This window comes from Amycolatopsis sp. YIM 10 (assembly GCF_009429145.1).
Classification (GTDB): Bacteria; Actinomycetota; Actinomycetes; order Mycobacteriales; family Pseudonocardiaceae; genus Amycolatopsis.
This window is the reverse complement of sequence record NZ_CP045480.1, coordinates 1,185,538-1,211,013: the sequence shown is the minus strand read 5'-3', so window position 1 is coordinate 1,211,013 and position 25,476 is coordinate 1,185,538. Positions and strand designations below refer to the sequence as shown.

Sequence of the window (25,476 nt, the reverse complement as noted above, 5' to 3'; positions counted from 1 at the left end):
GGGCCCCGCATCGACGGAGGATCGATGTGCCGACCCCACCCCGCTTCGTAACGTCATCCCGTGACCAAATCGAAGCTGCTCTGGTGGTCCGGCGTCGTCCTGCTGGCCCTGACCGTGCACACCAACTGGGCCAGTCCGCTCGCGGCGTGGCTGTTCGCCATTCCGCTGCTGTTGTTCAGCCTGCGCCAGGGCGCGCGTCCCGGCCTGCTCAAGGTGCTCGGCGCGCTCGCGCTCGGCACGTTCGCCTGGCTCGCGGCGACCAGCCTGCTCTTCGTTCCCGCCGCGTTGCTCGCGTTCGCCGGGCTCACCCTGTTGCAGTGGCTCGCTTTTGTCGCGCATCGACTGGTTTCGCCACGCCTGCCCGGTTTTCTCGGCACCCTGGTCTTCCCGACCACGCTCGCGGGTGCCGAATACCTGTTCCCGCTGCTGATCCGCTTCGGTGACTACGGCGCGCTCGGCTCCACCCAGCACGCGAACCTCCCGCTGCTGCAGCTCGCGTCGGTCACCGGCGTGTACGGCATCACCTTCCTCGTCGGCTGGTTCGCCTCGACCGCCGTGTGGGCGTGGGAAACCCGCGACGCGCGCAGGTTCGTGGTGTACGGGGTAGTGCTGGCGGCCGTGTTCGCCGCCGGGGCCGCGCGGCTCACCTTCTTCGCGCCCACCGAGACGTCCGTGCGCGTCGCCGCGGTGAGCCCGAGCCGAAACGCCGACGAACGCTCCGCAACCGCGCTGTCCACAATGGATGTCGAGTACTGGCGGGCGGCGGAGGTGGCGGCTGCCGACCCCGGTGCCATCCGCGCGGCCCTCGCGCCGGTCACCGAGGACCTGCTCGCACAGACCCGCGGCCAGGCCATGGCGGGCGCGAAGATCGTGCTGTGGCCGGAAACCCATGCCCGCGTCATGGAACGCGACCACCGCGAACTGCTCGACAGCGCGGCCGTGATCGCGCGGGAGACCGGTGCCTACGTGAACCTGGCCTACGCGATGTACACCGGTGAGGCGCCGAACATCCGCAACCTCAGCACCATGATCACCCCGGCCGGTGAGATCGCCTGGACCTACGACAAGAGCCGGCCGACCCCGATGGAGCCGATGACGCCGGGTCCTGGTGATGTGCCCACTGTGGACACTCCGTACGGCAGGCTGGCCGGGGTCATCTGCTACGACGCCGACTTCCCGCACCTCATGCGCCAGGCCGCCGACAAGGGCGCGGACCTGCTGCTGGTACCGGCCAACGACTGGGCCGAGTTCTCCGAGCTGCACGCGGAAAAGGCGGTCTTCCGCAACGTCGAATACGGCTACTCCATGCTGCGCGACTCGTCACACGGCCTCTCCACCGCCACGGACGCGCAGGGCCGGGTCCTGGCGAGCACGGACTGGTTCCGCACGGACCAGCAGACCCTGGTCGCCAACCTGCCGCTCCAGTCGCGGACGACCACTATCTACAGCACCATCGGCGATGTTTTCGCCTGGTTGTGCCTGGCGGGTGCGGCGGGCCTCGCTCTGACGGCGCTGCGCCGCACCGCCCCGGTTGAGGGCGCTTACGCCGCGGGATAGGTGTGCGGGCCCCCGCCCCGGTCTTTCACTGTGACTACGGCGAAGCCGTGTTTTTAGCTGTGGACCGAGGCGGGGTGGAGGGTTTGGGCGGTGCGCCGCGTCTTGTTCCCGTCTTGCGGCCGGTTACCGGCGGCGCCCTCCCGGGTGCCGTGAATATGTCAGGTGAGGGCCTCCGCGATGGCGTTGCCGAGTTCCGTGGTGGTGGCGGTGCCGCCGAGGTCCGGGGTCGCCACCGAACCGTCGGCGAGTACCTTTTCCACCGCCGAGTTGATCGCCCGCGCCGCCCCGTTCTCGCCGAGGTGGTCGAGCATCATCGCCCCGGCGAGCACCTGGGCCACCGGGTTCGCGATGCCCTGCCCGGCGATGTCCGGCGCGCTGCCGTGCACCGCCTCGAACATCGACGGGTGCTCCCCCGGCGGATTGATGTTGCCCGACGGGGCCATGCCCAGCCCGCCGGTCACCGCCGCCGCGAGGTCGCTGAGGATGTCCCCGAACAGGTTCGACGCCACCACCACGTCCAGCCGGTCCGGGTGCTGCACCATCCGCGCCGCCAAGGCGTCCACATGGCACTGTTCACTGTGGACATCCGGGTACTCGGCGGCGATCTCGGCGAAGATCTCGTCCCAGTACGGCATCGAGTGGATCAGCCCGTTCGACTTGGTCGCCGAGCACACCCGGCCGGTGCGGGTCTTCGCCAGCTCGAAGGCGTACCGGATGATCCGCTCCACCCCGACCCTGGTGAACACCGACTCCTGCAGCACGAACTCGCCCGGCTGCCCGGTGTTGTGCCGCCCGCCGAGCTGGGAGTACTCGCCCTCGGAGTTCTCCCGGACGATCACCATCTCCAGCTCTTCGGCCGACCGCCCGGCCAGCGCCGAGGTGGTCCCGGGCAGCAGTCGCACGGGCCGCAGGTTCACGTACTGCGCGAACGCGCGTCGCAGCGGGATCAGCAGGCCCCACAGCGAAACGTGGTCCGGAACCCCGGGAAAGCCCACCGCGCCGAGGAAGATCCCGTCGTACGCGGAGAGCTGCTCGACCCCGTCCTCCGGCATCATCCGCCCGGTTTCGGTGAAGCGCTCGCAGCTCCAGTCGAACTCGGTCCAGTGCAGGGTGAACCCGTTCAGCCCGGCCGCGCGGTCGAGCACCTTGCGGGCCTCGATGGTGACGTCGACGCCGATGCCGTCACCGGGAATGCTCGCGATCTTGTACTCGGTCACAGGTTCACCGCGATGTACTTGGTCTCCAGGAACTCGTCGATGCCGAACTTGCCGCCCTCGCGGCCCAGCCCGGAGGCCTTGATGCCGCCGAACGGCGCGGCCGGGTTGGACACCAGGCCCTGGTTCAGTCCCACCATGCCGGACTCCAACTGCTCCGAAACGCGCAGCGCGCGCTTGATGTCGCTGGTGTAGAGGTAGCTGACCAGGCCGTACTCGGTGTCGTTCGCCGCGGCGAGCACCTCCTCCTCGGTGTCGAAGATGTAGATCGGCGCCACCGGGCCGAAGATCTCCTCCGTCGCCATGTCCGCGTCGAGCGGCACCTCGGTCAGCACGGTCGCCTGGTAGAAGTTGCCGGGACCGTCCACAGTGGCCCCACCGGTGAGCACCTTCGCGCCGCGCTCGACGGCGTCGCGCACCAGGCCGCCGACCTTGTCCACCGCGGCCTGGTCGATCAGCGGTCCGACCACCACGCCGTCCTCGGTGCCGCGGCCCATCGGCAGCGCGGCCATCTTCTCGGTCAGCCTGCGGCCGAACTCGGCGGCCACGCCCTTCTGCACGTAGATCCGGTTGGCCGCGGTGCACGCCTCACCGATGTTGCGCATCTTCGCCATCATCGCGCCCTCGAGCGCGGCATCCAGGTCGGCGTCGTCGAAGACGATGAACGGCGCATTGCCGCCCAGCTCCATCGAGGTCCGCAGCACCTTGTCGGCGCACTGCTCCAGCAACTTGCGGCCGACCGCGGTGGAGCCGGTGAAGGACAGCTTGCGCGCGCGGCCGTCACGGATCAGCGGCTCCATCACCCCACCGGAGTCGCTGGTGGTCAGCACGTTCAGCACGCCTTCGGGCAGCCCGGCCTCGGCCAGGATCTCGGCCAGCGCCAGCATCGACAGCGGGGTCTGCGCGGCCGGCTTGATCACCATGGTGCAGCCGGCGGCCACCGCCGGGCCGATCTTGCGCGTGCCCATCGCCATCGGGAAGTTCCACGGGGTGATCAGCAGCGACACCCCGACCGGCTGCTTGGCCACCAGGAACCGGCCGGAGCCGTTGGGCGCCACCGAGTAGTCCCCGCCGATCCGGACCGCTTCTTCGGCGAACCACCGGAAGAACTCCGCCGCGTAGGCGATCTCGCCGCGCGACTCGGCCAGCGGCTTGCCCATCTCCAGCGTCATCAGCAGCGCGAGTTCGTCGGTGCGGTCCACCAGCGCCTGGTACGCGCGCCGCAGGATCTCGCCCCGCTCGCGCGGTGCCGTCTTCGCCCACTCGGTCTGCGCGGCCACCGCCGCGTCGAGCGCCGCCATGCCGTCCGCCGGGGAGGCGTCGGCCACCTCGCACAGCGCCTCACCGGTGGACGGATCGAGCACCGGGAAGGTCCGGCCACCTTCCGCGGCGGCCCACTTCCCGCCGATGAAAAGTTCCTTCGGGACCGTGTCGACGACCCCGGCCTCGCTGATCTCGCCCATCACTACCGCTCCTGTCCGCATTCATTGCGCCCGGTCCGAGGGCCATGCTATGCATATTGTCAACAATCGACAAGAGACCCCGTCCGAAGGAGCACCGCTGCCATGGCCCAGCTCTCCCCCCTGCTCAAGCAGGCCACCCCGGTCGTCGTTGACCACGGCGAGGGCACCTATCTGTTCGACAGCGAAGGCAGGCGGCACCTGGACTTCACCGCCGGTATCGGCGTCACCAGCACCGGCCACTGCCACCCCAGGGTGGTCGCCGCCGCCCAGGAGCAGATCGGCAAGCTGATCCACGGGCAGTACACCACCGTGATGCACAAGCCGCTGCTCGAACTGACCGAGCGCCTCGGCGGCGTGCTGCCGTCCGGACTGGACTCGCTGTTCTTCTCCAACTCCGGCAGCGAAGCGGTCGAAGCGGCACTGCGGCTGTCCCGGCAGGCGACCGGCAGGCCGAACGTGATCGTGTTCCAAGGCGGGTTCCACGGCCGGACCGTCGCCGCCGCGTCGATGACCACCTCGGGCACCCGGTTCAGCGCGGGCTTCTCGCCGCTGATGTCCGGCGTGCACGTGGCCCCGTTCCCCTACGCCTACCACTACGGCTGGGACGAGAGGACCGCGACGAAGTTCGCGCTGCGGGAACTGGACTACCTGTTCGCCACGGTCACCGCGCCGAACGAGGTCGCCGCCTTCTTCGTCGAGCCGGTGCTCGGCGAGGGCGGTTACGTGCCCGCCAACACCGAGTTCCTGGCCGGCCTGCGTGAGCGCGCCGACAAGCACGGCATCCTCCTGGTGCTCGACGAGGTGCAGACCGGCTTCGGCCGCACCGGCAAGTTCTGGGGCCACGACCACTTCGACGTGCGTCCTGACGTCGTGCTGATCGCGAAGGGCCTGGCCAGCGGCTTCCCGCTGTCCGGCATCGCCGCGTCGCAGGAGCTGATGGCGAAGGCGTGGCCGGGTTCGCAGGGCGGCACCTACGGCGGCAACGCGGTTTCGTGCGCCGCCGCGTGCGCCACGCTCGACGTGATCAAGGAAGAGGGACTCGTCGCCAACGCCGCCGAGCGCGGCACGCAGCTGCTCGACGGCGCTCGCCTGATCGGCGACAAGAACGCCGCGATCGGGGACGTGCGCGGGCTCGGGCTGCTGGTCGGCTCGGAGTTCACCACCGCAGACGGCGAGCCGGACACGGTCACCGCGCAGGCCGCGCAGAAGGCCGCCGCCGAACGCGGGCTGCTGCTGCTCACCTGCGGCGCCTACATGAACGTGGTGCGGATGATCCCGCCGCTGGTGGTCACCGCCGAGCAGGTCGACGAGGCGCTGGGCATCTGGGCCGAGGTCGTCGACACCGTCACCAAGAACTGATCGACACCAAGACATCAGAAGGAGCACCGGGTTGGCCCGCTACATCACCATCACGCTGGACAAGCGCGGCGTCTCGTGCCGCGCCCGGCTGCTCGACGCCGAAGCCCCGCGCACCTGCGAGGCCGTGTGGAACGCGCTGCCGCAGAGCGGTTCGGCCTATCACGCGAAGTACGCGCGCAACGAGGTCTACACGCTCGTGCCGCCGTTCGCCCAGCCCAAGCCGGGCCGGGAGAACCCGACCGTCACCCCGATTCCGGGTGACGTCGTCTACTTCGGCTTCGAGGCGTGGGAAATCGGCAATCCCGCTTACGGCTACGACGAGGGCAGCGAGGCCCACAGCGACCAGGGCGCCACCGATCTCGCGATCTTCTACGGCCGCAACAACCTGCTGATCAACGGCGACGCCGGCTGGGTGCCCGGCAACGTGTTCGCCACGATCGAGGAGGGACTGGCGGAGATCGCGGCGGCGTCGCAGGACCTGTGGCTCCGCGGCGTCGAGGGCGAGACGCTTTCCTTCGCCCGCGCGGAGAACTGAGCCTGCCGGGTGGGCGCGGGGTGACTCGCGCCCACCCGATCAGGCGATCTCCAGGTTGCTTGCCGACCCGAAGTAACGAACTCACCGGCCGATCGGCTTTTTGACATCGCGCCAATCCGGCTGCGAATCTCGGAATCGCTTTCGAAAGCAATTCACATTCGACACCACCTTTCCGAGGAGTTCCCACTCGTGCAGATTTTCGCCGCCCACGTGCACCACGCCGACGACCTCATCACCAGCGCGCCGGCGTGCCCGACGCACCTCGTGGGCTGGCTCGGCTGAGACGTGAAAGGTCTTCATGGCGGGATTCGTCCGGCCCGTACTACCCTGCGGTAACCAGGTCTCGGCGCAGAGGTGAGAGGACGGTCGACACCGTCATGAACGACAGCGGTTCCGGGGGTTTCGCCCAACGCCTCGCCGACATCGTCGGCCAGGCCAACCTGCTCACCGGCGAGGCCGTGGGCGAGGACTACGCCCACGACGAGTGCCTCACCGTGGAACCGGCGAAACCCCGCTACGTGGCCAAACCGGCGACCGCCGAAGAAACCGCGGAACTGCTCAAGGCCGCTGGCGAGCACCGGGTTCCGGTGACCGCCCGCGGCTCGGGCAGCGGCCTGTCCGGCGCGGCGCGGCCGCGGCCCGACGGCCTGCTCATCTCCTTCGAGCGGATGAACCAGGTGCTCGAAGTCGACGCCGACAACCACGTCGCCGTGGTCCAGCCCGGCGTGACGCTGGCCGAACTGGACGAGAAGACCGCCGCGGCCGGGTTGTCCTACACCGTCTACCCCGGCGAGCTGAGCGCGAGCGTCGGCGGCAACGTCGGCACCAACGCGGGCGGCATGCGCGCGGTGAAGTACGGCGTCACCCGGCACAACGTGCTGGGCCTGCAGGCCGCGCTGCCCAGCGGGGAGCTGATCCGCACCGGCGGCAAGACCACCAAAACCTCCACCGGCTATGACCTGACCCAGCTGATCATCGGCTCCGAGGGCACGCTCGCGCTGGCCACCGAGGTGATCGTGCGGCTGCACCCGCGACTGGGCCACGGCGCCACCGCGCTCGCCCCGTTCGCCGATCTCGACCAGGTGATGCGCGCGGTGCCGAAGATCATCGCCAGCGGGCTGGACCCGCACATCCTGGAGTACATCGACAACCTGACCATGGCCGCGATCGTCTACAAGGAACAGTTGTCGCTCGGCGTGCCGGACGAGGTCAGGGACTCCTCGCAGGCGTACCTGGTGGTGTCGCTGGAAAACCGCGACAACGACCGGCTGCACGCCGACATGGAGCAGCTCGGCGAGCTGCTCGCCGAGCTGGGCGCCGCCGACGTCTACGTGCTGGAGGGACCGGCCGCCCGCAAGCTGATCGAGGCGCGGGAGAAGGCGTTCTGGACGGCCAAGTCGGTCGGCGCCGACGACGTGATCGACGTGGTCATCCCGCGCGCGGAGATGCCCGCGTTCCTGACCAAGGTGCGGGAGCTGGCCACCGCCGCCGAGTCCGGCGCGGTCGGCTGCGGGCACGCCGGGGACGGCAACGTCCACTTGGGAATCTTCCAGAAGGACCCGGCGAAGCGGCGCGCGCTGCTGCATGAGATCTTCGCGGCGGGCATGGCCGCCGGCGGGTCGATCTCCGGCGAGCACGGCATCGGCCACGCCAAGAAGGAGCACTTCCTCGAACTGGAGGACCCGGCGAAGATCGAGCTGATGCGCCGGATCAAGTTGTCCTTCGACCCCCTGGGCATCCTCAACCCGGGCGTTCTCTTCGACCAGGAGTCACAGTGAGCATGAACGGCGCGCAGTCCCTCATCCGCACCCTCGTCGAAGCGGGGGTGGACGTGTGCTTCGCCAATCCCGGTACCTCGGAGATGCACTTCGTGGCCGCGCTGGACTCGGTGCCGGAGATGCGCGGCGTGCTCGCGTTGTTCGAGGGCGCGGTGACCGGTGCCGCGGACGGGTACGCGCGCATCGCCGGCCGCCCCGCGGCGACCCTGCTGCACCTCGGCCCCGGCCTGGCCAACGGCATGGCGAACCTGCACAACGCGAAGCGCGCGCACACGCCGATCGTCAACATCATCGGCGACCACGCGATCGGCCACAAGAAGTACGACGCCCCGCTGGAATCCGACATCGAGGCGCTCACCGGCACGCTGAACGGCTGGACGCGGCGCTCGGACCACACCGCCGACGTCGGCGCGGACGCGGCGGCCGCGGTCGCCGCCGCGCAGGACGCGCCGGGCCGGGTCGCCAACCTGATCCTGCCCGCCGACGTTTCCTGGGGCGACGGTGGCAAGACCTGCGCTCCCGTGCCCGCGCGGGTGCCGAAGGAAGTGGACGGGACCACCGTCAAGCAGATCGCCGAAGTGCTGCGCTCCGGGGAGTCCGCGGCGCTGCTGATCGGCGGCGCGGCCTGCCGGGAGACCGGGCTGCGCGCGGCGAGCCGCATCGCCGTGGCGACCGGCGCCAAGCCGTTCGCCGAGGTGTTCCCCGCCCGGATCGAGCGGGGTGCCGGGCTGCCGACCATCGAGCGACTCGGGTACCTGGCCGAGCACGTGGAGTACCAGCTGCAGGGCGTCAAGCACCTGATCGTGGCGGGTACGAAGTCGCCGGTCTCGTTCTTCGCCTATCCCGGCAAGGCCAGCGACCTGGTGCCGGAAGGCGCGCAGGTGCACACCCTGGCCGGGCTGGACGCGGACGTGGTCGGCGCGCTGCAGGACCTCGCCGACCTGGTCGCCGCGGACACCGAACCCGTGCTGCAGGAGGAAAACCGGCCCGCGCTGCCGAGTGGCCCGCTCACCCCGCAGAACTGGGTCGAGGTGATCGGCGCGCTGCTGCCGGACAACGCGATCATCGCCGACGAGGCCAATACCTCGGGCGTGCTGCTGCCCGCGGCGACCGCCGGCGCACCGCGGCACGACGTGCTCACGCTGACCGGTGGCGCGATCGGGCAGGGCATCCCGGTGGCCACCGGCGCGGCGATCGCGGCGCCGGACCGGCCGGTGCTCAACCTGCAATCCGACGGGAGCGCGCTGTACACGATCTCGGCGCTGTGGACACAGGCACGGGAGAAGTCCAACGTCACCACGGTCCTGCTGAACAACCGGGCCTACGCGATCCTGCGGATGGAGCTGCAGCGCGTCGGCGCGGACGGTTCCGGGCCGAAGGCGGCCGAGTTGCTGGACCTGTCCGGGCCGGACATGGACTTCGCGAAGATCGCCGAGGGCCTGGGTGTGCCCGCGCGCCGGGCGACCACGGCCGAGGAGCTGGCGGACGCGCTCAGGTGGGCGCTGGCCGAGCCGGGCCCGCACCTGATCGACACGATCGTGCCCCCGCTGGTCTGAGTTTCACAGGGTCTTCTCAGATAGATCTTCGGTAACTGACGGTTTCGCCCGGTTCACTTGAGGTGTACCGGGCGGGACCCGGTCGTACCGTGAGGAGGCCGGCCATGATGACCACGCTCCAGCTGACCCTCGGCCATCGTCCGATGTCGGATTCGGTCAGCAAGCGCGGGCCGCGCTCCATCAACGCCGACGCGGTCGCCACGCACACCGACGCGGTTTCGGGCCGCACGGCCTTCGTGGTCGCGGACGGCGTCGGTGACCACCTGCTCGCCGCCAGGGCCGCGCGGTTGTCGGCGCGCGTCGCCGCGGAAACCGCGTCCCGCTCCGGGGCTCACGCGGGTTTGCTGGCGGCGCAACGGGAACTGCGCTCTCAGTTCGAGCAGGAGCAGGCGGACTGCGTGCTGATCGTGGCCGTGCTGCCGCCGCTGGACTCGCCGGCCGAGGCGCAGGCGGACATCGCCTGGGTGGGCGACTGCCGGTTGTACCGGTGGAACGGGCGGGTGCTCTCGCAGCTGACCGTGGACCACACGCTCGCCGAGTTCTGGCGCTCGCAGGACCTGGTGCCCTCGGCGCGGATGGAGCACGTGGTGACCGACTCGGTCCGCACCGCGCGGGAGTCGGACATCGGCCACTCCTACACCCCGGTTCGTGGTGGCCGGCTCTTGTTGTGCACCGACGGTGTGCACAAGACGCTCAACATGGTGGCGGTGAAGGAACTGCTGTCCGGCGCGGCAGACCCGCACTCGGCCGCCGACAAGCTGGTGGAGGCCGCCCACACGCTGGGCAGCGGGGACAACGCCACCGCCGTGGTCGTCGACCTGCAACCCCTGCCCTGACTTGTCTGACGACGAGGCGATCTCCGTCCGCAACGCTCATCAGCGCAGATTGCCCACCACGCGTTCGGTAAAACGCCGGGATTCGGCGCAGCCGTCCGCCGGGTCGGTTTGGACAGCGCTGAAGCTGACGGCGAGCCCCTGCGAGTCGGCGAGGTCCACATAAACCACGCAGACCTTCAGCGCGTCTGCTCGCCCGTCGTTCTCGACGTTGTCCAGGGGCGCCGGGTAACCGGCCACCGAAAGCTCCTCGGGCGCCCGCAGCCGGTCGCCACAACGGTACCGGGCGCACCTGGGGAAACCAGCGCACCTTGAGCACCGGACGCGCATCCGCCCCCGACAGTTCGCAGACCGGCTGCGGGATCACCGGTGGACCGCCGGGCGGAGCCTCGTCGGGTGGCGCGCAAGCGGTCAGCACCAACAGCGCGGCAAGGAGCAGAAGTCTCATGCTCACCCGTCCAGCAGCTTCCGGATCGTTCCATCACCATCGGCAACCGGCGCGCGCCGCTCCTGGTCGACCTGCTCGCCGAATCCCCCGGACGGTGGCTCAGGCGCGGAGAAATCTCCGTAGTGGAACGTGGGCGAGTTGACATCGACGGTGGCGGGCAACGGTTCGAACAGCTCATTCCGCTCGGCCGCCAGTCGTTCCCGTGCCCGAGATGATCCGGCCCGCTTCCCCGACGGCACCCTCGCAACTGGCCATCAGCTGCTTCCGCGAGCTGGTGTAGGCGCCGAGTACTTCACCGGCTTTCTCACCTTCCACCGCCAGTTGGATTCCCGAACCGCTCGCGGCGATGAACGCGCCCGCCGACACCCCGAGCAGCGAACCGCCGCTGGCAACACTGACCAGTGCGCCGACCAGGATCGTGCCAAGGCCGATGACGAACTTGGTTTCCGCTTCCTGGTTCTGCTTCAGCGCTTTCTGGCACGCGCCAACGGTGGCGGTGGCCAGTGCGCGGTGCTGTCGAAACGCGTCGGCGCCATTGCCCCGCCAGTCCTGCACCGAATAGTCGATCATCCGGAAGGCGTCGACCACCTCGGAGTTCTCCCGCGAAATCGCTCGTGCACCGCCCTGCATCCGGCCGAACTCGTCGATGATCTTCTGCGGGTCGAGGCTGAGCACGTCGAGCGCGTCCTGGCGGAAACTGTCGACCAGCACCGCGCCACCACCGCCGGGATAGTGCTCCGGCGACGGCAGCCAGGCCTCCCCCTCTTCGTTGAACAAAACCTGTTCACCGCTTCCGACGTGGGGAGAACGACCTCGACACCCCTTTCTGCCGTGCCGCAATCTCGTCGGTGTAATTTGCGTACGTAGATTGATATTGAGCGACAGCGGGCAGGCCACCACCCGGTCCATGCAGACCTTCGTGCGAGTTCAACACCACGAGCTGAGCGCCCATGATCTCGGCCAACGCAGGAAAAGCCTGGTCAGCCACCCTTGCCAGCTCGTCGAGCGCCACGGTGAAACCGTTGTCCGACATCGCCCCTCCCGTCGCGATGCCCTCATTGTTACCAGAGCGCCGGTCCGGAACAGGAAATCTCTCGCCGCTTCACTCGATCGTTGCAGCCTACGCGCAACCGCTCTCAGGGGTGCAGAATTTGATCTCCGGATACGCCGACGAAGGCGCATCCATCAACCCCTGTGAAATCCCCCGCAGATGCTCATCGACAAAAGCGCGCACATACCGACGCGTAACCACAGCAGCGCGATCCCCCGGCATCTCGGCATCAGAATCCAAGCCCATTTGCCAGCCCAGCAAACCCACGTCCGTAAACGAAGCGTGCGTCATCCCGCTCACCACGAGCCACCGCTTCCACCCAGCCAGCCGGGTCCACGCGTTCGCCCAGGTTCCTGCCTGCTCGCTCGCTCCCGGCGTGTACTGGACTTCCCGCCCCATGAACATGAACGGCCGGGAAAGTGAACCGGTGAAGGGTACGTCCTGCATTCCGTCCATATTCACCCCCGCCTTGATCCGGGGATCCGCCAGCATCGAGTGGATACCGGCCGCGCCGCCCGCCGAATGGCCCGCCATCGCAATCCGCGACCCGTCCACAAAACGACCCCAGTCGGCCAACACCGAATCGATCACGAACGAAACATCAGCCGCCCGGCCATCTTGCAGCTTCTTCCAGAACAGATGCGCCGTCTCCGGCGGACGCGTGATCTCACAAGCCACGCACTCCGCCACCCGTCCATCCGGGAAGGTCGTGGCCACGTTCTCGTAGGTGTGGTCGACCACGGCCACCACATAACCGTGACTCGCCAGGTCCTCCGCCAGCCCGGAAAGCGTCGCCCGCGGTTTCGTGAAGCCCGGCGACAACACCACGAGCGGCCACCGTCCCACCGGTGGCGCGTCGGCAACGGAATGCGTTCGCGTGCGACTCAGCACATCCAACGGCAACCCCTCGATCTCCCCTTCCTTCAACAGCAATTCCGACTCCAGCGGCGTCATGTACTGCTTCCGCTTCCCGTGCGCCACAAAAGTCGGGTAGTACAGCGAAACCATCAGCTCACGCGGCCCGGCCGACGGCACCCAGGTGTCCGGCCGCGACGAATCCACCAGGTGCAGCGAGGTGGACCCCACCGGCAGCACCCCGGTCGGCTTCAGCAGGTGTGGCGTCACCTCGGCCCTGGCGGGCACCGAGGCCCCGGCGGGCACCGCGCCCGCCGCGAACACGACGACCCCGGCCAGCGCCACCAGCCCTCGCAGGAACGAACGTCTCATCAGGAGATCCCCTTCCGCTATTTAACTAGCTACCTAGCACTATAGCGGCAGTCGACCCCCGCAACGCAAAAAAGTGGCCCCGCCGGCGAACCGGCGGGGCCACTCACAGCCCGGTCTTACTCGTAGATCTCGCCCTTTTCGGCCTTCGCCACCAGCGACTCCGGCGGCAGGAAGTGGTCGCCGTAGCGCTCGGCCAGCTCACGCGCCCGCGCCACAAAACCGGCCAGGCCACCCTCGTACTGGTTGATGTACTGGATGACACCACCGGTCCACGCCGGGAACCCGATGCCGAAGATCGAGCCGATGTTCGCGTCCTGCACCGAGGTCAGCACGCCCTCGTCGAAGCACTTCACCGTCTCCAGCGCCTCGGCGAAGAGCATGCGCTCCTTGAGGTCCTCGAACGGGACGTCGCCGGTGCCCGACTTGAACGCGTCGCGCAGGCCCGGCCACAACCCGGTCCGCTTGCCCTCGTCGTCGTACTCGTAGAAGCCCGCACCGGAGGAACGGCCCTTGCGGTCGAACTCCTCCACCATGCGGTCGATGACCGCCTCGGAGGCGTGCCCCTGCCACGTGCCGCCCTCGGCCTCGACCGCGGCCTTGGTCTCCAGCCGGATCTTGCGCGGCAGGGTCAGCGTCAGCTCGTCCATCAACTGCAGCGGCGGCGCCGGGTACCCGGCCTGCGCACCGGCCTGCTCGATCGACGCGGGCTCGACGCCCTCACCCAGCGCGGCGACGGCCTCGTTGATGAACGTGCCGATCACCCGGCTGGTGAAGAAGCCGCGGCTGTCGTTGACCACGATCGGGGTCTTGCGGATCTGCAGCGTGTAGTCGAAGACCTTGGCCAGCGTGGCGGGCGAGGTCTTCTCCCCGCAGATGATCTCGACCAGCGGCATCTTGTCCACCGGCGAGAAGAAGTGGATGCCGATGAAGTCCTCGGTCCGCTGCACGCCCTCGGCGAGCGAGGTGATCGGCAGCGTGGAGGTGTTGGAGCCCAGCACCGCGTCCGGGTTGACGATGCCCTCGATCTCGCCGAACACCTTGTGCTTCAGCTCGACGCTCTCGAACACCGCCTCGATCACGAAGTCGACCCCGGCGAAGTCGGCCGGGTCACCGGTCGGCTTGATGCGCGCCAGCAGCTCGTCCGACTTCTCCTGGGTGGTCTTGCCGCGCGAGAGCGCCTTCTGCTCCAGCTTGACCGCGTAGCCCTTGCCCTTCTCGGCCGCTTCCTGCGAAACGTCCTTGAGCACCACGTCGATCCCGGCCTTCGCCGAGACGTAGGCGATGGCCGCGCCCATCATGCCCGCGCCGAGCACGCCGACCTTCTTGGCGGTGTACTTCTCGAACCCGTCCGGCCGCGAACCGCCGGAGTTGATGTGCTGCAGGTCGAAGAAGAACGCCTTGGTCATGTTCTTCGCCACCTGACCGGTGGCCAGGTGCACGAAGTACCGGGTCTCGATCAGCTGCGCGGTGTCGAAGTCGACCTGCGCGCCCTCGATCGCGGCGGACAGGATCGCCCGCGGCGCCGGCATGTTCGCGCCCTTGATCTGCTTGCGCAGGTTGGCCGGGAACGCGGGCAGGTTCGCCGCGAACTTCGGGTTCGACGGGGTGCCGCCGGGGATCTTGTGGCCCTTGACGTCCCACGGCTGCACGGCCTCGGGATTGGCCTTGATCCACTCCTTGGCCTTCGGCAGCAGCTCGTCCACGCTGCCGACCAGCTCGTCCACCAGGCCCAGCTCCAGCGCCTTGGCCGGCTTGTGCCGCTGGCCCTGCAGCAGCACGTTCAGCAGCGCGCTCTGGATGCCGAGCAGGCGCACGGTCCGCACCACGCCGCCGCCACCGGGCAGCAGGCCGAGGGTGACCTCGGGCAGGCCGATCTGGCTGCCCTTCACGTCGGCCGCGATGCGGTGGTGGGTGGACAGCGCCAGCTCCAGGCCACCGCCGAGGGCGGCACCGTTGATGGCGGCCACGACCGGGCGGCCCAGCTGTTCCAGCCGGCGCATCTGGCCCTTCATCGTGCCACTGCTCGCGGTGATCTCGGCCGCGTTCTCCGGCTTCGCCTGGATCAGGTCGTTCAGGTCACCGCCGGCGAAGAAGGTCTTCTTCGCCGAGGTGAGTACCACGCCGGTGATGTTGTCCTTCTCCGCTTCGAGGCGGTCGACGACAACACCGAGCGACTCGCGGAAGTCGGCGTTCATCGTGTTCGCCGACTGCTTCGGGTCGTCCAGGGTGAGCACGACGATGCCGTCGGCGTCCTGTTCCCAGCGGATGGTCTTCGCTTCGGTCATCTCTTCCTCACACCCGCTCGATGATGGTCGCGACGCCCATGCCGCCGCCGATGCACAGGGTGACCAGCGCGCGACGGGCCTGACGGCGTTCCAGCTCGTCCACCACGGTGCCGACCAGCATCGCGCCGGTGGCGCCGAGCGGGTGGCCCATCGCGATGGCGCCGCCGTTGACGTTGACCTTCTCCTCCGGCAGGTTCAGGTCCTTCATCCACTTCAGCACCACCGAGGCGAAGGCCTCGTTCAGCTCGAACAGGTCGATGTCGTCGACCGTGAGCCCGGCGGTGGCCAGCACCTTCTCGGTGGCCGGGGTGGGGCCGGTCAGCATGATGGTCGGCTCGGAGCCGACCGCGGCGGTGGCGACGATGCGCGCCCGCGGGGTCAGGCCGTACTGCTTGCCGATCTCCTCACCGCCGACCAGCACGATCGCGGCGCCGTCGACGATGCCCGACGAGTTGCCGCCGGTGTGCACGTGGTCGATCTTCTCCACCGAGTGGTACTTCTGCAGCGCCACCGCGTCGAAGCCGCCCATGTCACCGATGGTGGTGAAGGCGGGCTTGAGCTTGGCCAGTCCCTCGATCGAGGTGCCGGGGCGGCGGTGCTCGTCGTGGTCGAGGATCGTCACGCCGTTGATGTCCTTGACCGGCACGACCGACTTCGAGAAGTAACCGCCGGACCAGGCCGCCTCGGCCTTCTCCTGCGAGCGGACGGCGAACGCGTCCACGTCCTCGCGCGAGAAGCCCTCGATGGTGGCGATCAGGTCGGCGCCGATGCCCTGCGGCACGATGTAGTTGTCGTACGCGGTGGACGGGTCCATGAACAGGGCGCCGCCGTCCGAGCCCATCGGCACGCGCGACATCGACTCCACGCCACCACCGATCACCAGGCGGTCCCAGCCGGAGCGCACCTTCTGCGCGGCGATGTTGGTGGCCTCCAGGCCGGAGGCGCAGAAGCGGTTCAGCTGCACGCCCGCCACCGTCTCGGGCAGGCCGGCCACCAGCGCCGCGGTGCGGGCGATGTCACCGCCCTGCTCACCGACGGGCGAGACGACGCCGAGCACGATGTCGTCGATCACCGCGGGGTCGAGGTTGGGGTGGCGCACCTTCAGCTCGTCGATCAGGCCGACCACCAGGTCGACCGGCTTGGTGCCGTGGAGCGCACCGCCCTTGTTCTTGCCGCGAGGCGTGCGGAGCGCCTCGTAGATGTACGCCTCGTTGCTCACAACTGTGTCCTCCGAGTACTGACCGGTAACGCTAATACGGACTAACTTATCCCCGACAAACCCCAGGGTGTCAATGGGTTGCGAGCCAATCGACACTCGCTAGAGTGTGTTCACCTATGGAACCTACGCCCGCACGTGGCAAACGGCCACGCGACCGCAAGAACCAGCTCGCCGGGGTGGCCGCCGAGCTGTTCCGCGCGCGTGGTTACCACGGGGTGGGCATCAACGACATCGCCGCCGCGGCCGGGGTCACCGGGCCGGCGCTGTACCGGCACTTCGCGGACAAGCAGGCGATCCTCGCGCACGTGGTGCTCTCCGGCATCGACGACATGGAGGCCGCGACGGCGCGGGCGGTGTCGGACAGCGCGGTGCCCGGCCCCGAGCAGATCGAGGCGTTGCTCACCTGCCTGGCCGGGCAGGCCGTCGAACGCCGGGAGATCGCCGCGCTCTGGCGCTGGGAAGGCAGGCATCTGCCCCGCGACGACCGGCGCGAGATCCGGCGGCGCTCCGGCGAGGTGCTCGCGTCGTGGGCGAAGTCACTGCAGCTGGTCCGCCCGGACCTGACGCCGGAGGACGCGGAGCTGCTCTGCTGGGCTGGGCTCAGCGTGTTCGGCAGCGTGTCCGTGCACCACACGAGCGTGGCGAAGCGCCGGTTCGCGCAGTTGCTGGTCGAGCTGGCCCGGCGCGTGCTGCACACCGAACTGCCACCGGCACCGGAGACCGTGCCCACGCCCCCTCCGCTGGGGATCGGGCAGCCGTCCCGCCGCGAGCAACTGCTCTCCGCGGCGACGGACCTGTTCTCCCAGCGGGGTTTCCACGCGGTGAGCATGGAGGAGATCGGCGCCGCGGCCGGGATCACCGGCCCCAGCGTGTACCGGCACTTCCCGAGCAAGTCGGCGCTGGTCGTGGCGATCTGCCGCCGCGCGGCGGACCGGCTGGCGCTCGGCGCCGAAAACGCGTTGCGCACCAGTGCCCCGCCGGACGAACGCGAGGCGCTCCGCCGGCTCGCCGAGTCCTATGTGCACACGCTGACCGGTTCGGCCGAGCTGACCGTCGCCTTCTCCGGCGACCCGCTGAACCTGCCCGAGCGGGACCAGGCCGAACTGCTCCGCGTCCAGCGCGACTACGTGGCGCAGTGGGTGCAGTTGCTTTCGGCGGTCCACCCCTCGCTGAACGCGCGCGAGGCGAAGATCACCGTGCACGCCGCGCTCACCATCGCGAACGACCTCGCTCGCACGCGGCGGGTCAACACCCGCCCGAATCTGCCCGCGGAGCTGCACATGATGATGATTTCGGTGCTCGACCTGGACTGAACCTCGTTCCGGCGTGCCAAATCCGACCCCGTTACTGGCGTTCGCCACCACTCCGGGTTAACCTACTCACGAGTAGGTAAGCGATGACGGGAGGGCGGCCATGGGCACGCCGGGGAAGAAGCGCGACGCCATGGGCCTTGGCCTCGCCGCGCTGACCAAGCTCGCGGGGGTCAAGGCGATCGACCGGGCCGGGCTGCGCAGGCCGATCGAGTCGCTGGTCTCGTCGGCCACGCGTGGCGGGTTCAAGGCCGCCGGTGCCGCCGGGCGCTCGTTCAAGGCGATCCAGCGGCGTGACGCACCGGAGCGGCTGTCGGCGGCGCCGGACAGCGGGCTGTTCGACCTCACCCCGTCCGAAGAGCAGCAGATGATCGTGGAGACCGTCCGCGAGTTCGCCGCCGAGCAGCTGCGCCCCGCGGCCGCCGAGGCCGACGCGAAGCTGACCACCCCGGACGGCCTGCTCACGCGCGCCGCCGAACTGGGCGTGACGCTGGTGGGCATTCCCGAGGAGCTGGGCGGTGTCGGCACCGAGCGCTCGGTGGTGACCGGCGCGCTGGTCGCCGAAGCGCTCGCGCACGGCGACCTCGGGCTGGCGGTCGCGGTGCTGGCCCCGTCCGCGGTGAGCACGGCGCTGGTTTCCTGGGGTGACGCCGAGCAGCAGGCCACCTATCTCCCGGCGTTCGTCGGGGAGAACGTGCCCGCGGCCGCGTTGGCCTTGCAGGAGCGCGCGCCGCTGTACGACCCGTTCAAGCCGCGCACCAAGGCCCGCCGCACCCCGCACGGGTACAAAGTGGACGGTGTGAAGTCGCTGGTCCCCCGTGCCGCGCAGGCTGAGCTTTTTGTGGTGTCCGCGGATCTCGAAGGCCGCGGGCCCGCGTTGTTCATCGTCGAGTCGTCGAACGCGGGCGTGAGCATCGAGGGCGAGCCCGCGATGGGCCTGCGTGGCGCGGCCACCGGGAAGCTGCACCTGGACGGGGTTTCCCTGCCCGCGTCGGCGCTGCTCGGTGGCGGCAAGCCGGAGGTTTTCGCCGAGCTGGTGCGGCTTTCGCGCCTCGGCTGGGCCGCGCTCGCGGCGGGCACCGCGAAGGCCGTGCTGGACTACGTGATCCCGTACGTCAACGAGCGGCAGGCGTTCGGCGAACCGGTCAGCCACCGGCAGGGCGTGGCTTTCCAGGTCGCCGACATCGGCATCGAGCTGGAGGGCCTGCGCCTGGTCACGCTGCGCGCGGCAGCCCGCGCCGAGCAGGGCAAGCCATACGCGCGCGAGGTCGCGCTGGCGCGGAAACTGGCCGCGGACAAGGGCATGAAGATCGGCAGCGCGGGTGTGCAGCTGCTCGGCGGGCACGGCTTCGTCAAGGAGCACCCGGTCGAGCGCTGGTACCGCGACCTGCGGGCGGCCGGTGTTCTCGAAGGCTCGGTCCTTCTCTGATCTGTTTTGGCGGGAAAGGGTTTCACCATGATCAATCTCGAGGTCCCGGCCAAGGCGCGGGCACTGGTCAACCAGGCTTATCAGGCGGCGGCGGAGGTTTTCCGGCCCATCTCGCGGAAGTACGACCGCGCCGAGCACGCCTATCCGTCCGAACTGGACATGTTCGCGGCGCTGCTGGACGGGCTGAACTCCTCCGGTGAGGGCGGCGCGGGCGCGGCGGGCGTGCGGCGTGACGAGAAGGCGGACAAGAAGGAGTCCGGCAACCGCAACGGCGCGAACCTGAACGTGGCGCTCGGCACCATCGAAATGTGCTGGGGCGACGTGGGTCTGCTGCTGTCGATGCCGCGGCAGGGGCTGGGCAACGCGGCCATCGCGTCGGTGGCCAACGAGGAGCAGCTGGCGCGGTTCGGCAAGATCTGGGCGGCGATGGCGATCACCGAACCGGACTGCGGCTCGGACTCGGCGGCGATCAACACCACCGCGCGCCTCGACGGTGACGAGTACGTGCTCAACGGCGAGAAGATCTTCGTGACTTCGGGCGAGCGCGCCGACGCCGTGGTGGTCTGGGCCACTTTGGACAAGTCGAAGGGCCGCGCGGCGATCAAGTCGTTCGTGGTGGAGAAGGGCACACCGGGCTTCGAGGTGGTGCGGCTGGAGCACAAGCTCGGCATCCGCGCGTCGGACACCGCGGTGCTGCGCTTCGACAACTGCCGCGTGCCGAAGGAAAACCTGCTTGGCACGCCGGAGATCGACACCAAGAAGGGGTTCGCGGGGGTCATGCAGACCTTCGACAACACCCGTCCCTTGGTGGCCGCGATGGCGGTCGGCGTGGCCAGGGCCGCGCTGGAGGAGACGGCTCGCATCCTCGCCGAGGCAGGCGTCACCGTCGACTACGACAAGCCGGCCCACCACCAGCACGCCGCCGCGGCGACGTACCTGGAACTGGAGTCGGACTACGAGTCGGCCTACCTGCTGACGCTGGAGTCGGCGTGGATGGCGGACAACCGGAAGCCGAACTCGCTGCAGGCCTCCATGGCCAAGGCGAAGGCGGGCCGCTCGGTCGTCGACATCACGCTGCGGTGCGTGGAACTGGCGGGGGCGCTCGGCTACACCGAGGAATCCCTGCTGGAGAAGTGGAGCCGCGACGCGAAGATCCTGGACATCTTCGAGGGGACGCAGCAGATCCAGCAGCTCATCGTGGCGCGTCGCCTACTCGGCAAGTCATCGGCGGAACTGAAGTAACCGCGCGCGGGGCCGCTCACGAGGCGAGCAGGTCGAAGTGGAAGCCGCCGAGGAAGAGTACGAAGCTGACGATTCGGATCGCCTGCACCAGCCGCTCGTGCTCGAACAGCCACTCGACGGCGGGCGGCCCCGCGACGAACACCAGCACGCCGGTGAAGTAGACCGCCGGCAGGAAGAGCACGATCAGCAGGACCTGAAGTCCGGGACTCTCCTGGAGGACGGGATCCTGGATCACGCTCACCGCGAGCAGGAGCACCGCGACCACCGACAGCGCGATGACAAAGCCGGCGAAACGGCCGTAGCCGGAACTGCCCTCGGGCAGGTCCGCCTCGCTCGTGTCCTGCCGGAAGAACCGCGCCATGAGCCGGCGCGCGCTCTCCCGCGGGCGCTCGGCGACCCGCCGCATCCGCTCCGGGCCGACGATGTCCACCAGCAACACCAGTCCCGACGCGAACATCGCGATCTTGCCGATGCGGCCCCACCAGAGGATCTGCGTTCCCCAGAGCCGCATGTCCTTCAGCGCCGGATTCTCCGCGCCCCACTGGCGCCACGCCTCGACGAGGTCGACCGCGGTCACACACCCACCCCCAAGCTGTGTCGCGGTAAAGATACTCAGTGCGTGACTCTCGCCGACTTGAGCCGAGCCACCCGGTTTGATGGCGTTTGTCGCGAAACCGGGTGGTGTCAGCCCATCGGGACGGCGTGCTCGCGCACTGTCGGAGGGCAGACCACTCGCCGAAAGGATGCTTCCCGATGCGCACTCTTCTCGCGCTCACCAGCGCTTTCGCCCTGCTCTTGACGGCCACCGGAATCGCCTCCGCCGCCGAGGGCGCGTTCACCTACCGCTACGTCGACGAGGAGGGCGAGGTGCAGGTGGGCGCGCTGGTCGACCCGCCGAGCGGCGAGTGCATCGAGATCCCGGAGATCGCGGACTGGGACGTCTCCGCGTTCCGCCCGCGCAACAACACCGACTCGCGAGCAGTGGTGTTCAAGGACGGCGACTGCGAGAGCAGCGCCTTCTTCTCCCTCCGCCCCAACGGCGGCTCCGGCTCGGACCGGCTACTGCTGCGATCGGTGGCTTTCAGCTAAGCGGTATCCCGCCCGCCGGCCCGCCACCACCCTCAACGGAGCGCTCCCCGCCGCTCTAGTCTGGGGATGTGACCGTCGACACCGCCACCATTCCCGAAGCCGTCCGCGCCGACGTCGAGGCGTTGTGGGCGTTCCTCCGGATCGACGACGAGATCGAACCGGTGGACGTGGCGATCGGGCTCGGGTGCCACGACCCGGGAGTGGCGGTGTACACGGCCGAACTGTTCCTGCGCGGGGTGTGCCCACTGATCGTGTTCACCGGTGCCAACGCCCCCACCACGATCGGGCGATTCCCGCGCGGGGAGGCCGTGCACTTCCGCGAGATCGCCGTCGAGCACGGGGTGGCGGAGCAGTCGATCCTGGTCGAGCCCGCCGCGAAGCACACCGCGGACAACATCGACTTCAGCCGCGAACTGCTGCGCGAGCACGGCGTCCAGGTCGGCTCGGTGCTGATCACCTGCCGCCCGTACCACCAGCGCCGCGCCTACGCGACGGCCGCGAAACGGTGGCCCGGCGTGGAAATCCGCTGCTCCGCCGACCGGCGCCCGCTGCCCGCCTACACCGCGGGCATCGGGGACGCGACGCTGGTGATCGACATGCTCGTCGGCGAGGCGCAGCGCCTGACGCGGTACGCCGAACTGGGCCACACCATTCCCCAGGACGTGCCCGCCGACATCACCGCCGCCTACCAACGCCTCGCGGCGGCCGGGTACACGTCGCGCCTGCTCCCCTAGATCAACGGCCGAGTTGCCGCTTGACCGCCTCGTGCACGTTGTCGCGAGTACTGATGACGATGACCAGCACCACCAACTTGCCGTCATCAACCGTGCAGCAGATCCGTAACCGCCGACGCGGACGCGCATCACGCCGTTGTGGCCACTCAGCTTGTGGCAACCGGACGGTCTCGGCTCAGTGGCAAGATCCTCGATGGCGTTTTCCAGCGCCTCGACATCCCGGGGTTGTCCCTTGCCGAGCTTGTCCAGGAACTTCTCGACGCAGCCGGTGAGTTCGATCTCGTAGGACACTCAGCCGTTCCGGCTCCTGGCGGTGCGCCGCCGGAACGGCACGCGCGTCTCGGTGCCGTCGGCGAGCGACTCGAGCACCTTGCGCACCTCTTCCCCGTCGACGAGTTCCTCGAGGTTTTCGAGGAGCTGCGCCTTCTCCGCGGAAACCACAGCCGCGGTACGACGCCCGTGCTTGGTCAGGTAGGTGGTCTCACCGGCGCAGCAGGCGCGATTGATCAGTTCGGCCAGTTCGGGCCGCGCCTCGGTCACGCTCATCTCGGTGGACATGTACGAAATGTACATTTTTGCTGAACTCGGGCAAGGGCTAGAGCTGCTCGGCGTGGAAGTCGTCGATGTAGCGCCAGGTGGTGCCGCGGGCCTTCCGGCCGGTCAGCACGCCGAGGTGCCCGCCGGGGGCGGTTTCGAAGCGGACGTCCGGGGCGTTTTCCAGCAGGCCGGTGAGCCGCTCGACCGCCGCGCGCGGGGCGATCGTGTCGTTCTCGCCTGCCACGATCAGCGTCGGCACCTTCACCCCGGACAGCGAGATGATCCGCCCGTTCAGGTCGACGCTGCCCTCGGCGAGGTCGTTCGCCCGGAAGAACCGGTGGTACAGCTGCCCGAACGTGCGCCCCGGGTACGCCGCCATGTTGTCCATGAAGTGGTCGACCGCCTCGATCTGGGCGAGGTAGTCCCGGTCGTCCAGGTTCTTCAGTATCGCCAGCGGCTTGGTGATCTCCTTGTGCAGCCCGGTCGCCCTGAACACCCGGCTGACCAAATAGGACGGTGCGCCGCCGAGCACGCGGTAGAACGGGGTGAGCAGGTGCCCGCCGGTCAGGTCCACCAGCGGCCGGAACGGCGCCACCAGCGGGATCGCGGTGAAGTCGAACGGCGAAGCCACCGTCACCACCGACTCGACCGGCAGCTCCGGCTGGTCGGCGGTGGTCAGCAGGGAGAAGATGCCGCCGAGGCACCAGGCGACCAGGTGCACGCCCTGCCCGCCGGAGTCCTCGCTCACCCGCCGGATCGCGCGCGGCAGCACCTCCTCGATCCAGTGCTCGATGCCGAGCCGCCGGTCCGAGAAGGCGACCGTGCCGTAGTCGACCAGGTAGGTCCGCCGCCCGGAGCCGACCAGGTGCTCGGCGAGGCTGCACCCGCGGCGCAGGTCGAAGCACAGCGCGGGCGCGGCCAGCGGCGGCACCAGCAGCACCGGCGGGCCCTCCGGCGCCTTGCCGCCCGAGGTCAGCCGGTACACCGACCGGTTGGGCCCGTTGTCGATCAGTACCCGCGGCACCGGGCGCAGATCGGCCACCCCGCCCCGCAGCACCTTGCCGAGCAGGTTGGAGGTCGCGGCGGCCAGCCGGGCCGGCGGTGCTGCCATCGAAAGATCTCCCCTGCTCAGACGTACTCCCTGCGCCTCATCTAACCATCCGAACCGACCGATGGAGCACTGCTCGCGGCACGTGACTCGTATTCGGCCCTGGCGTCGGCGTGTGCGGCCGCGAGCACCTTGTCGGCGCCGAGCGTGCGTGAGATCCACTCCCCCGCCCGGCGCGGCAGCAGCCGGGTGAACCGGCCGACCGCATCGAGGGATTTCGGCACGTAAACGTCGAATTTCGGCCGCCGCAACGCCTCGGCGATGGCCGCCGCGACCTCGTCCGGCGACACCGACTTGATCATGCGTGCCTCCGGCAGGCCGCTGGCCAGCTCGGTCCGCACGATGGCGGGCATCACACACGACACCTCGACGCCGGTGTCCCGCAGTTCGAGATGGACCGCCTCGGACAGCCCGACCACCCCGTGCTTGGTGGCGCAGTAGGTGGCCGCGCCGGGGAAGCCGGCTTTACCGGCCATGGACGCGACGTTCACGATGTGCCCGGTGCCGCGCGGCCGCATCCGCCGGACCGCTTCCCTGGTGCCGTGGATGACCGCGTGCAGGTTGATCTCCAGCTGCCGCCGGGTGGACGCGTCGTCCTCCTCCTCGAGCGGCGCGAGCGGCATGATGCCGGCGTTGTTGATCAGCACGTCGATCGGCCCGAGCCGCCGTTCGACCTCGTCGAGGAACTCGGTGAAGTTCTTCGTGTCGGTGACGTCCAGCGGCAGGGCGAGCGCGTCCAGCTCACCGGCGGTCTTCTCGGCGCGGACCTGGTCCAGGTCGCCGATCGCGACGGCGGCTCCCAGTCCGTGGAGCAGCTCGGCGGTCTTCGCGCCGATCCCCTGCGCACCGCCGGTGATCACCACGACCTTGCCGTGCAGTGAACGCGCTTGCCTGGCCATCATCCGGCTCCTTCACCGTTGAGAGAGCTTGTTGACGTCCCGCCAATCATCACCCCGGCAGCGGCGCGCGTCCATCCCCCACTCGTTGCTCGAAGACCTGACCCGGCCAGCCGTGGTAGTCGAAGGTGACCGTCTTCCGGAAACCCTGTCGCTCGTAGTAGCGGACCAGGCTGCCGTCACCACCGGCGTAGCAGTCGACGCGCACCAGGTCGATACCGCGCGCGGCCGCCTCGTCGAGCGCGTACCGGATCAACTCGGCCCCGACCCGCCGGCCGGTGAAACCACGCGCGGTGATCAGCAGGCCGAGATAGATCTCCGGCTCGTCGACGGACGGCACGTGCTCCGGCGGGCCGGGATCGAGAATGATCGCGCCGGCGGGCTCGCCGTCGATCTCGGCCATGACCAGGTTGTCACCGGCGGCCATGCCGCGCACGCGCTCGACCCGCCTCGGCACCTGGGACCACGGTTCGGTGCCCCACTGCTGTGTGTTGCCCCGCGCGTTCATCCACGCCACGGCGCCGTCGAACATGTCGAGCAGGTGTCCGGTGTCTTGCTCGCCCCCGGGGCGGAACTTCAGTTCGCTCACAAGTCGATCAGCGTACG

Annotated in this window: 23 protein-coding genes; 11 read left to right on the top strand and 12 right to left on the bottom strand. The window is 69.2% G+C overall.

The features are described from left to right. The first annotated feature begins 60 nt into the window (after positions 1–60). Positions 61–1,557 (top strand): nitrilase-related carbon-nitrogen hydrolase, encoded by a 1,497-nt coding sequence (locus tag YIM_RS05945; protein ID WP_153029368.1) that lies wholly within the window; start codon positions 61–63, stop codon positions 1,555–1,557. 158 nt (positions 1,558–1,715) lie between these two features. Here the strand turns inward: YIM_RS05945 and YIM_RS05940 are convergent, their stop codons facing one another. Both YIM_RS05940 and YIM_RS05935 read right to left on the bottom strand, forming a co-directional pair. Next, the gene (locus YIM_RS05940) at positions 1,716–2,774 is read right to left on the bottom strand and encodes a tartrate dehydrogenase (protein ID WP_153029367.1); all 1,059 of its coding nucleotides are present in this window, start codon (positions 2,772–2,774) and stop codon (positions 1,716–1,718) included. Further along, on the bottom strand, positions 2,771–4,234 hold the full coding sequence (locus YIM_RS05935) for an NAD-dependent succinate-semialdehyde dehydrogenase (protein ID WP_153029366.1): 1,464 nt from the start codon (positions 4,232–4,234) through the stop codon (positions 2,771–2,773). Before YIM_RS05935 ends, YIM_RS05940 begins: the two co-directional genes overlap by 4 nt. 102 nt (positions 4,235–4,336) lie before the next feature. Here YIM_RS05935 and YIM_RS05930 point away from each other — a divergent pair, with 102 nt between their 5' ends. The 5 genes from YIM_RS05930 (at position 4,337) to YIM_RS05910 (ending at position 10,298) form a co-directional block, all read left to right on the top strand. Beyond that, positions 4,337–5,593 carry an aspartate aminotransferase family protein gene (locus YIM_RS05930; protein ID WP_153029365.1) on the top strand — a complete coding sequence of 419 codons (1,257 nt, stop codon included), beginning with the start codon at positions 4,337–4,339 and terminating at the stop codon, positions 5,591–5,593. A gap of 31 nt (positions 5,594–5,624) precedes the next feature. Further along, the gene (locus YIM_RS05925) at positions 5,625–6,128 is read left to right on the top strand and encodes a DUF3830 family protein (protein ID WP_153029364.1); all 504 of its coding nucleotides are present in this window, start codon (positions 5,625–5,627) and stop codon (positions 6,126–6,128) included. A gap of 377 nt (positions 6,129–6,505) precedes the next feature. Then, the gene (locus YIM_RS05920; RefSeq protein ID WP_153029363.1) at positions 6,506–7,906 is read left to right on the top strand and encodes an FAD-binding oxidoreductase; all 1,401 of its coding nucleotides are present in this window, start codon (positions 6,506–6,508) and stop codon (positions 7,904–7,906) included. Between the two features lie 2 nt (positions 7,907–7,908). Further along, positions 7,909–9,462, top strand: coding sequence for an acetolactate synthase large subunit (locus YIM_RS05915; protein WP_153036820.1), 1,554 nt, complete (start codon positions 7,909–7,911; stop codon positions 9,460–9,462). A gap of 104 nt (positions 9,463–9,566) precedes the next feature. Then, complete coding sequence (locus YIM_RS05910) at positions 9,567–10,298, top strand: PP2C family serine/threonine-protein phosphatase (RefSeq protein WP_153029362.1); 732 nt, start codon at positions 9,567–9,569, stop codon at positions 10,296–10,298. Between the two features lie 39 nt (positions 10,299–10,337). On the opposite strand, the gene YIM_RS05905 is transcribed toward YIM_RS05910, so the two are convergent. The 5 genes from YIM_RS05905 to YIM_RS05885 form a co-directional block, all read right to left on the bottom strand. Continuing rightward, positions 10,338–10,535 (bottom strand): hypothetical protein, encoded by a 198-nt coding sequence (locus YIM_RS05905; protein ID WP_153029361.1) that lies wholly within the window; start codon positions 10,533–10,535, stop codon positions 10,338–10,340. A gap of 382 nt (positions 10,536–10,917) precedes the next feature. Continuing rightward, on the bottom strand, positions 10,918–11,652 hold the full coding sequence (locus tag YIM_RS05900; RefSeq protein WP_153029360.1) for a hypothetical protein: 735 nt from the start codon (positions 11,650–11,652) through the stop codon (positions 10,918–10,920). 211 nt (positions 11,653–11,863) lie between these two features. Next, the gene (locus tag YIM_RS05895; protein WP_153029359.1) at positions 11,864–13,021 is read right to left on the bottom strand and encodes an alpha/beta hydrolase; all 1,158 of its coding nucleotides are present in this window, start codon (positions 13,019–13,021) and stop codon (positions 11,864–11,866) included. Positions 13,022–13,137: 116 nt separating this feature from the next. Further along, on the bottom strand, positions 13,138–15,306 hold the full coding sequence (locus YIM_RS05890) for a 3-hydroxyacyl-CoA dehydrogenase NAD-binding domain-containing protein (RefSeq protein ID WP_153029358.1): 2,169 nt from the start codon (positions 15,304–15,306) through the stop codon (positions 13,138–13,140). Positions 15,307–15,313: 7 nt separating this feature from the next. Beyond that, entirely contained in the window at positions 15,314–16,525 is a 1,212-nt protein-coding gene (locus YIM_RS05885; RefSeq protein ID WP_153029357.1) for an acetyl-CoA C-acetyltransferase, read from the bottom strand. 116 nt (positions 16,526–16,641) lie between these two features. On the opposite strand from YIM_RS05885, the gene YIM_RS05880 reads away from it, so the two are divergent. The 3 genes from YIM_RS05880 (at position 16,642) to YIM_RS05870 (ending at position 20,506) form a co-directional block, all read left to right on the top strand. Continuing rightward, on the top strand, positions 16,642–17,838 hold the full coding sequence (locus tag YIM_RS05880) for a TetR/AcrR family transcriptional regulator (protein WP_153029356.1): 1,197 nt from the start codon (positions 16,642–16,644) through the stop codon (positions 17,836–17,838). Positions 17,839–17,968: 130 nt separating this feature from the next. Then, on the top strand, positions 17,969–19,264 hold the full coding sequence (locus tag YIM_RS05875) for an acyl-CoA dehydrogenase family protein (RefSeq protein WP_153036819.1): 1,296 nt from the start codon (positions 17,969–17,971) through the stop codon (positions 19,262–19,264). Positions 19,265–19,291: 27 nt separating this feature from the next. Further along, on the top strand, positions 19,292–20,506 hold the full coding sequence (locus YIM_RS05870; RefSeq protein WP_153029355.1) for an acyl-CoA dehydrogenase family protein: 1,215 nt from the start codon (positions 19,292–19,294) through the stop codon (positions 20,504–20,506). Positions 20,507–20,522: 16 nt separating this feature from the next. Here the strand turns inward: YIM_RS05870 and YIM_RS05865 are convergent, their stop codons facing one another. Continuing rightward, positions 20,523–21,083 (bottom strand): hypothetical protein, encoded by a 561-nt coding sequence (locus YIM_RS05865; protein ID WP_153029354.1) that lies wholly within the window; start codon positions 21,081–21,083, stop codon positions 20,523–20,525. 176 nt (positions 21,084–21,259) lie between these two features. Here YIM_RS05865 and YIM_RS05860 point away from each other — a divergent pair, with 176 nt between their 5' ends. Both YIM_RS05860 and YIM_RS05855 read left to right on the top strand, forming a co-directional pair. Further along, positions 21,260–21,595 (top strand): hypothetical protein, encoded by a 336-nt coding sequence (locus YIM_RS05860; RefSeq protein WP_153029353.1) that lies wholly within the window; start codon positions 21,260–21,262, stop codon positions 21,593–21,595. 68 nt (positions 21,596–21,663) lie between these two features. After that, complete coding sequence (locus YIM_RS05855; RefSeq protein ID WP_153029352.1) at positions 21,664–22,329, top strand: YdcF family protein; 666 nt, start codon at positions 21,664–21,666, stop codon at positions 22,327–22,329. Between the two features lie 291 nt (positions 22,330–22,620). Here the strand turns inward: YIM_RS05855 and YIM_RS05850 are convergent, their stop codons facing one another. From YIM_RS05850 to YIM_RS05835, 4 genes are read right to left on the bottom strand one after another with little or no spacing between them, the layout of a single operon-like run. Next, the gene (locus YIM_RS05850; RefSeq protein ID WP_194240054.1) at positions 22,621–22,887 is read right to left on the bottom strand and encodes a type II toxin-antitoxin system Phd/YefM family antitoxin; all 267 of its coding nucleotides are present in this window, start codon (positions 22,885–22,887) and stop codon (positions 22,621–22,623) included. Between the two features lie 37 nt (positions 22,888–22,924). Then, positions 22,925–23,977 (bottom strand): alpha/beta fold hydrolase, encoded by a 1,053-nt coding sequence (locus YIM_RS05845; protein WP_153029350.1) that lies wholly within the window; start codon positions 23,975–23,977, stop codon positions 22,925–22,927. Positions 23,978–24,018: 41 nt separating this feature from the next. Continuing rightward, complete coding sequence (locus YIM_RS05840; RefSeq protein ID WP_153036818.1) at positions 24,019–24,873, bottom strand: SDR family oxidoreductase; 855 nt, start codon at positions 24,871–24,873, stop codon at positions 24,019–24,021. A 49-nt stretch (positions 24,874–24,922) separates the two neighbouring features. Continuing rightward, on the bottom strand, positions 24,923–25,459 hold the full coding sequence (locus YIM_RS05835; RefSeq protein WP_370468959.1) for a GNAT family N-acetyltransferase: 537 nt from the start codon (positions 25,457–25,459) through the stop codon (positions 24,923–24,925). Positions 25,460–25,476: the final 17 nt, after the last annotated feature.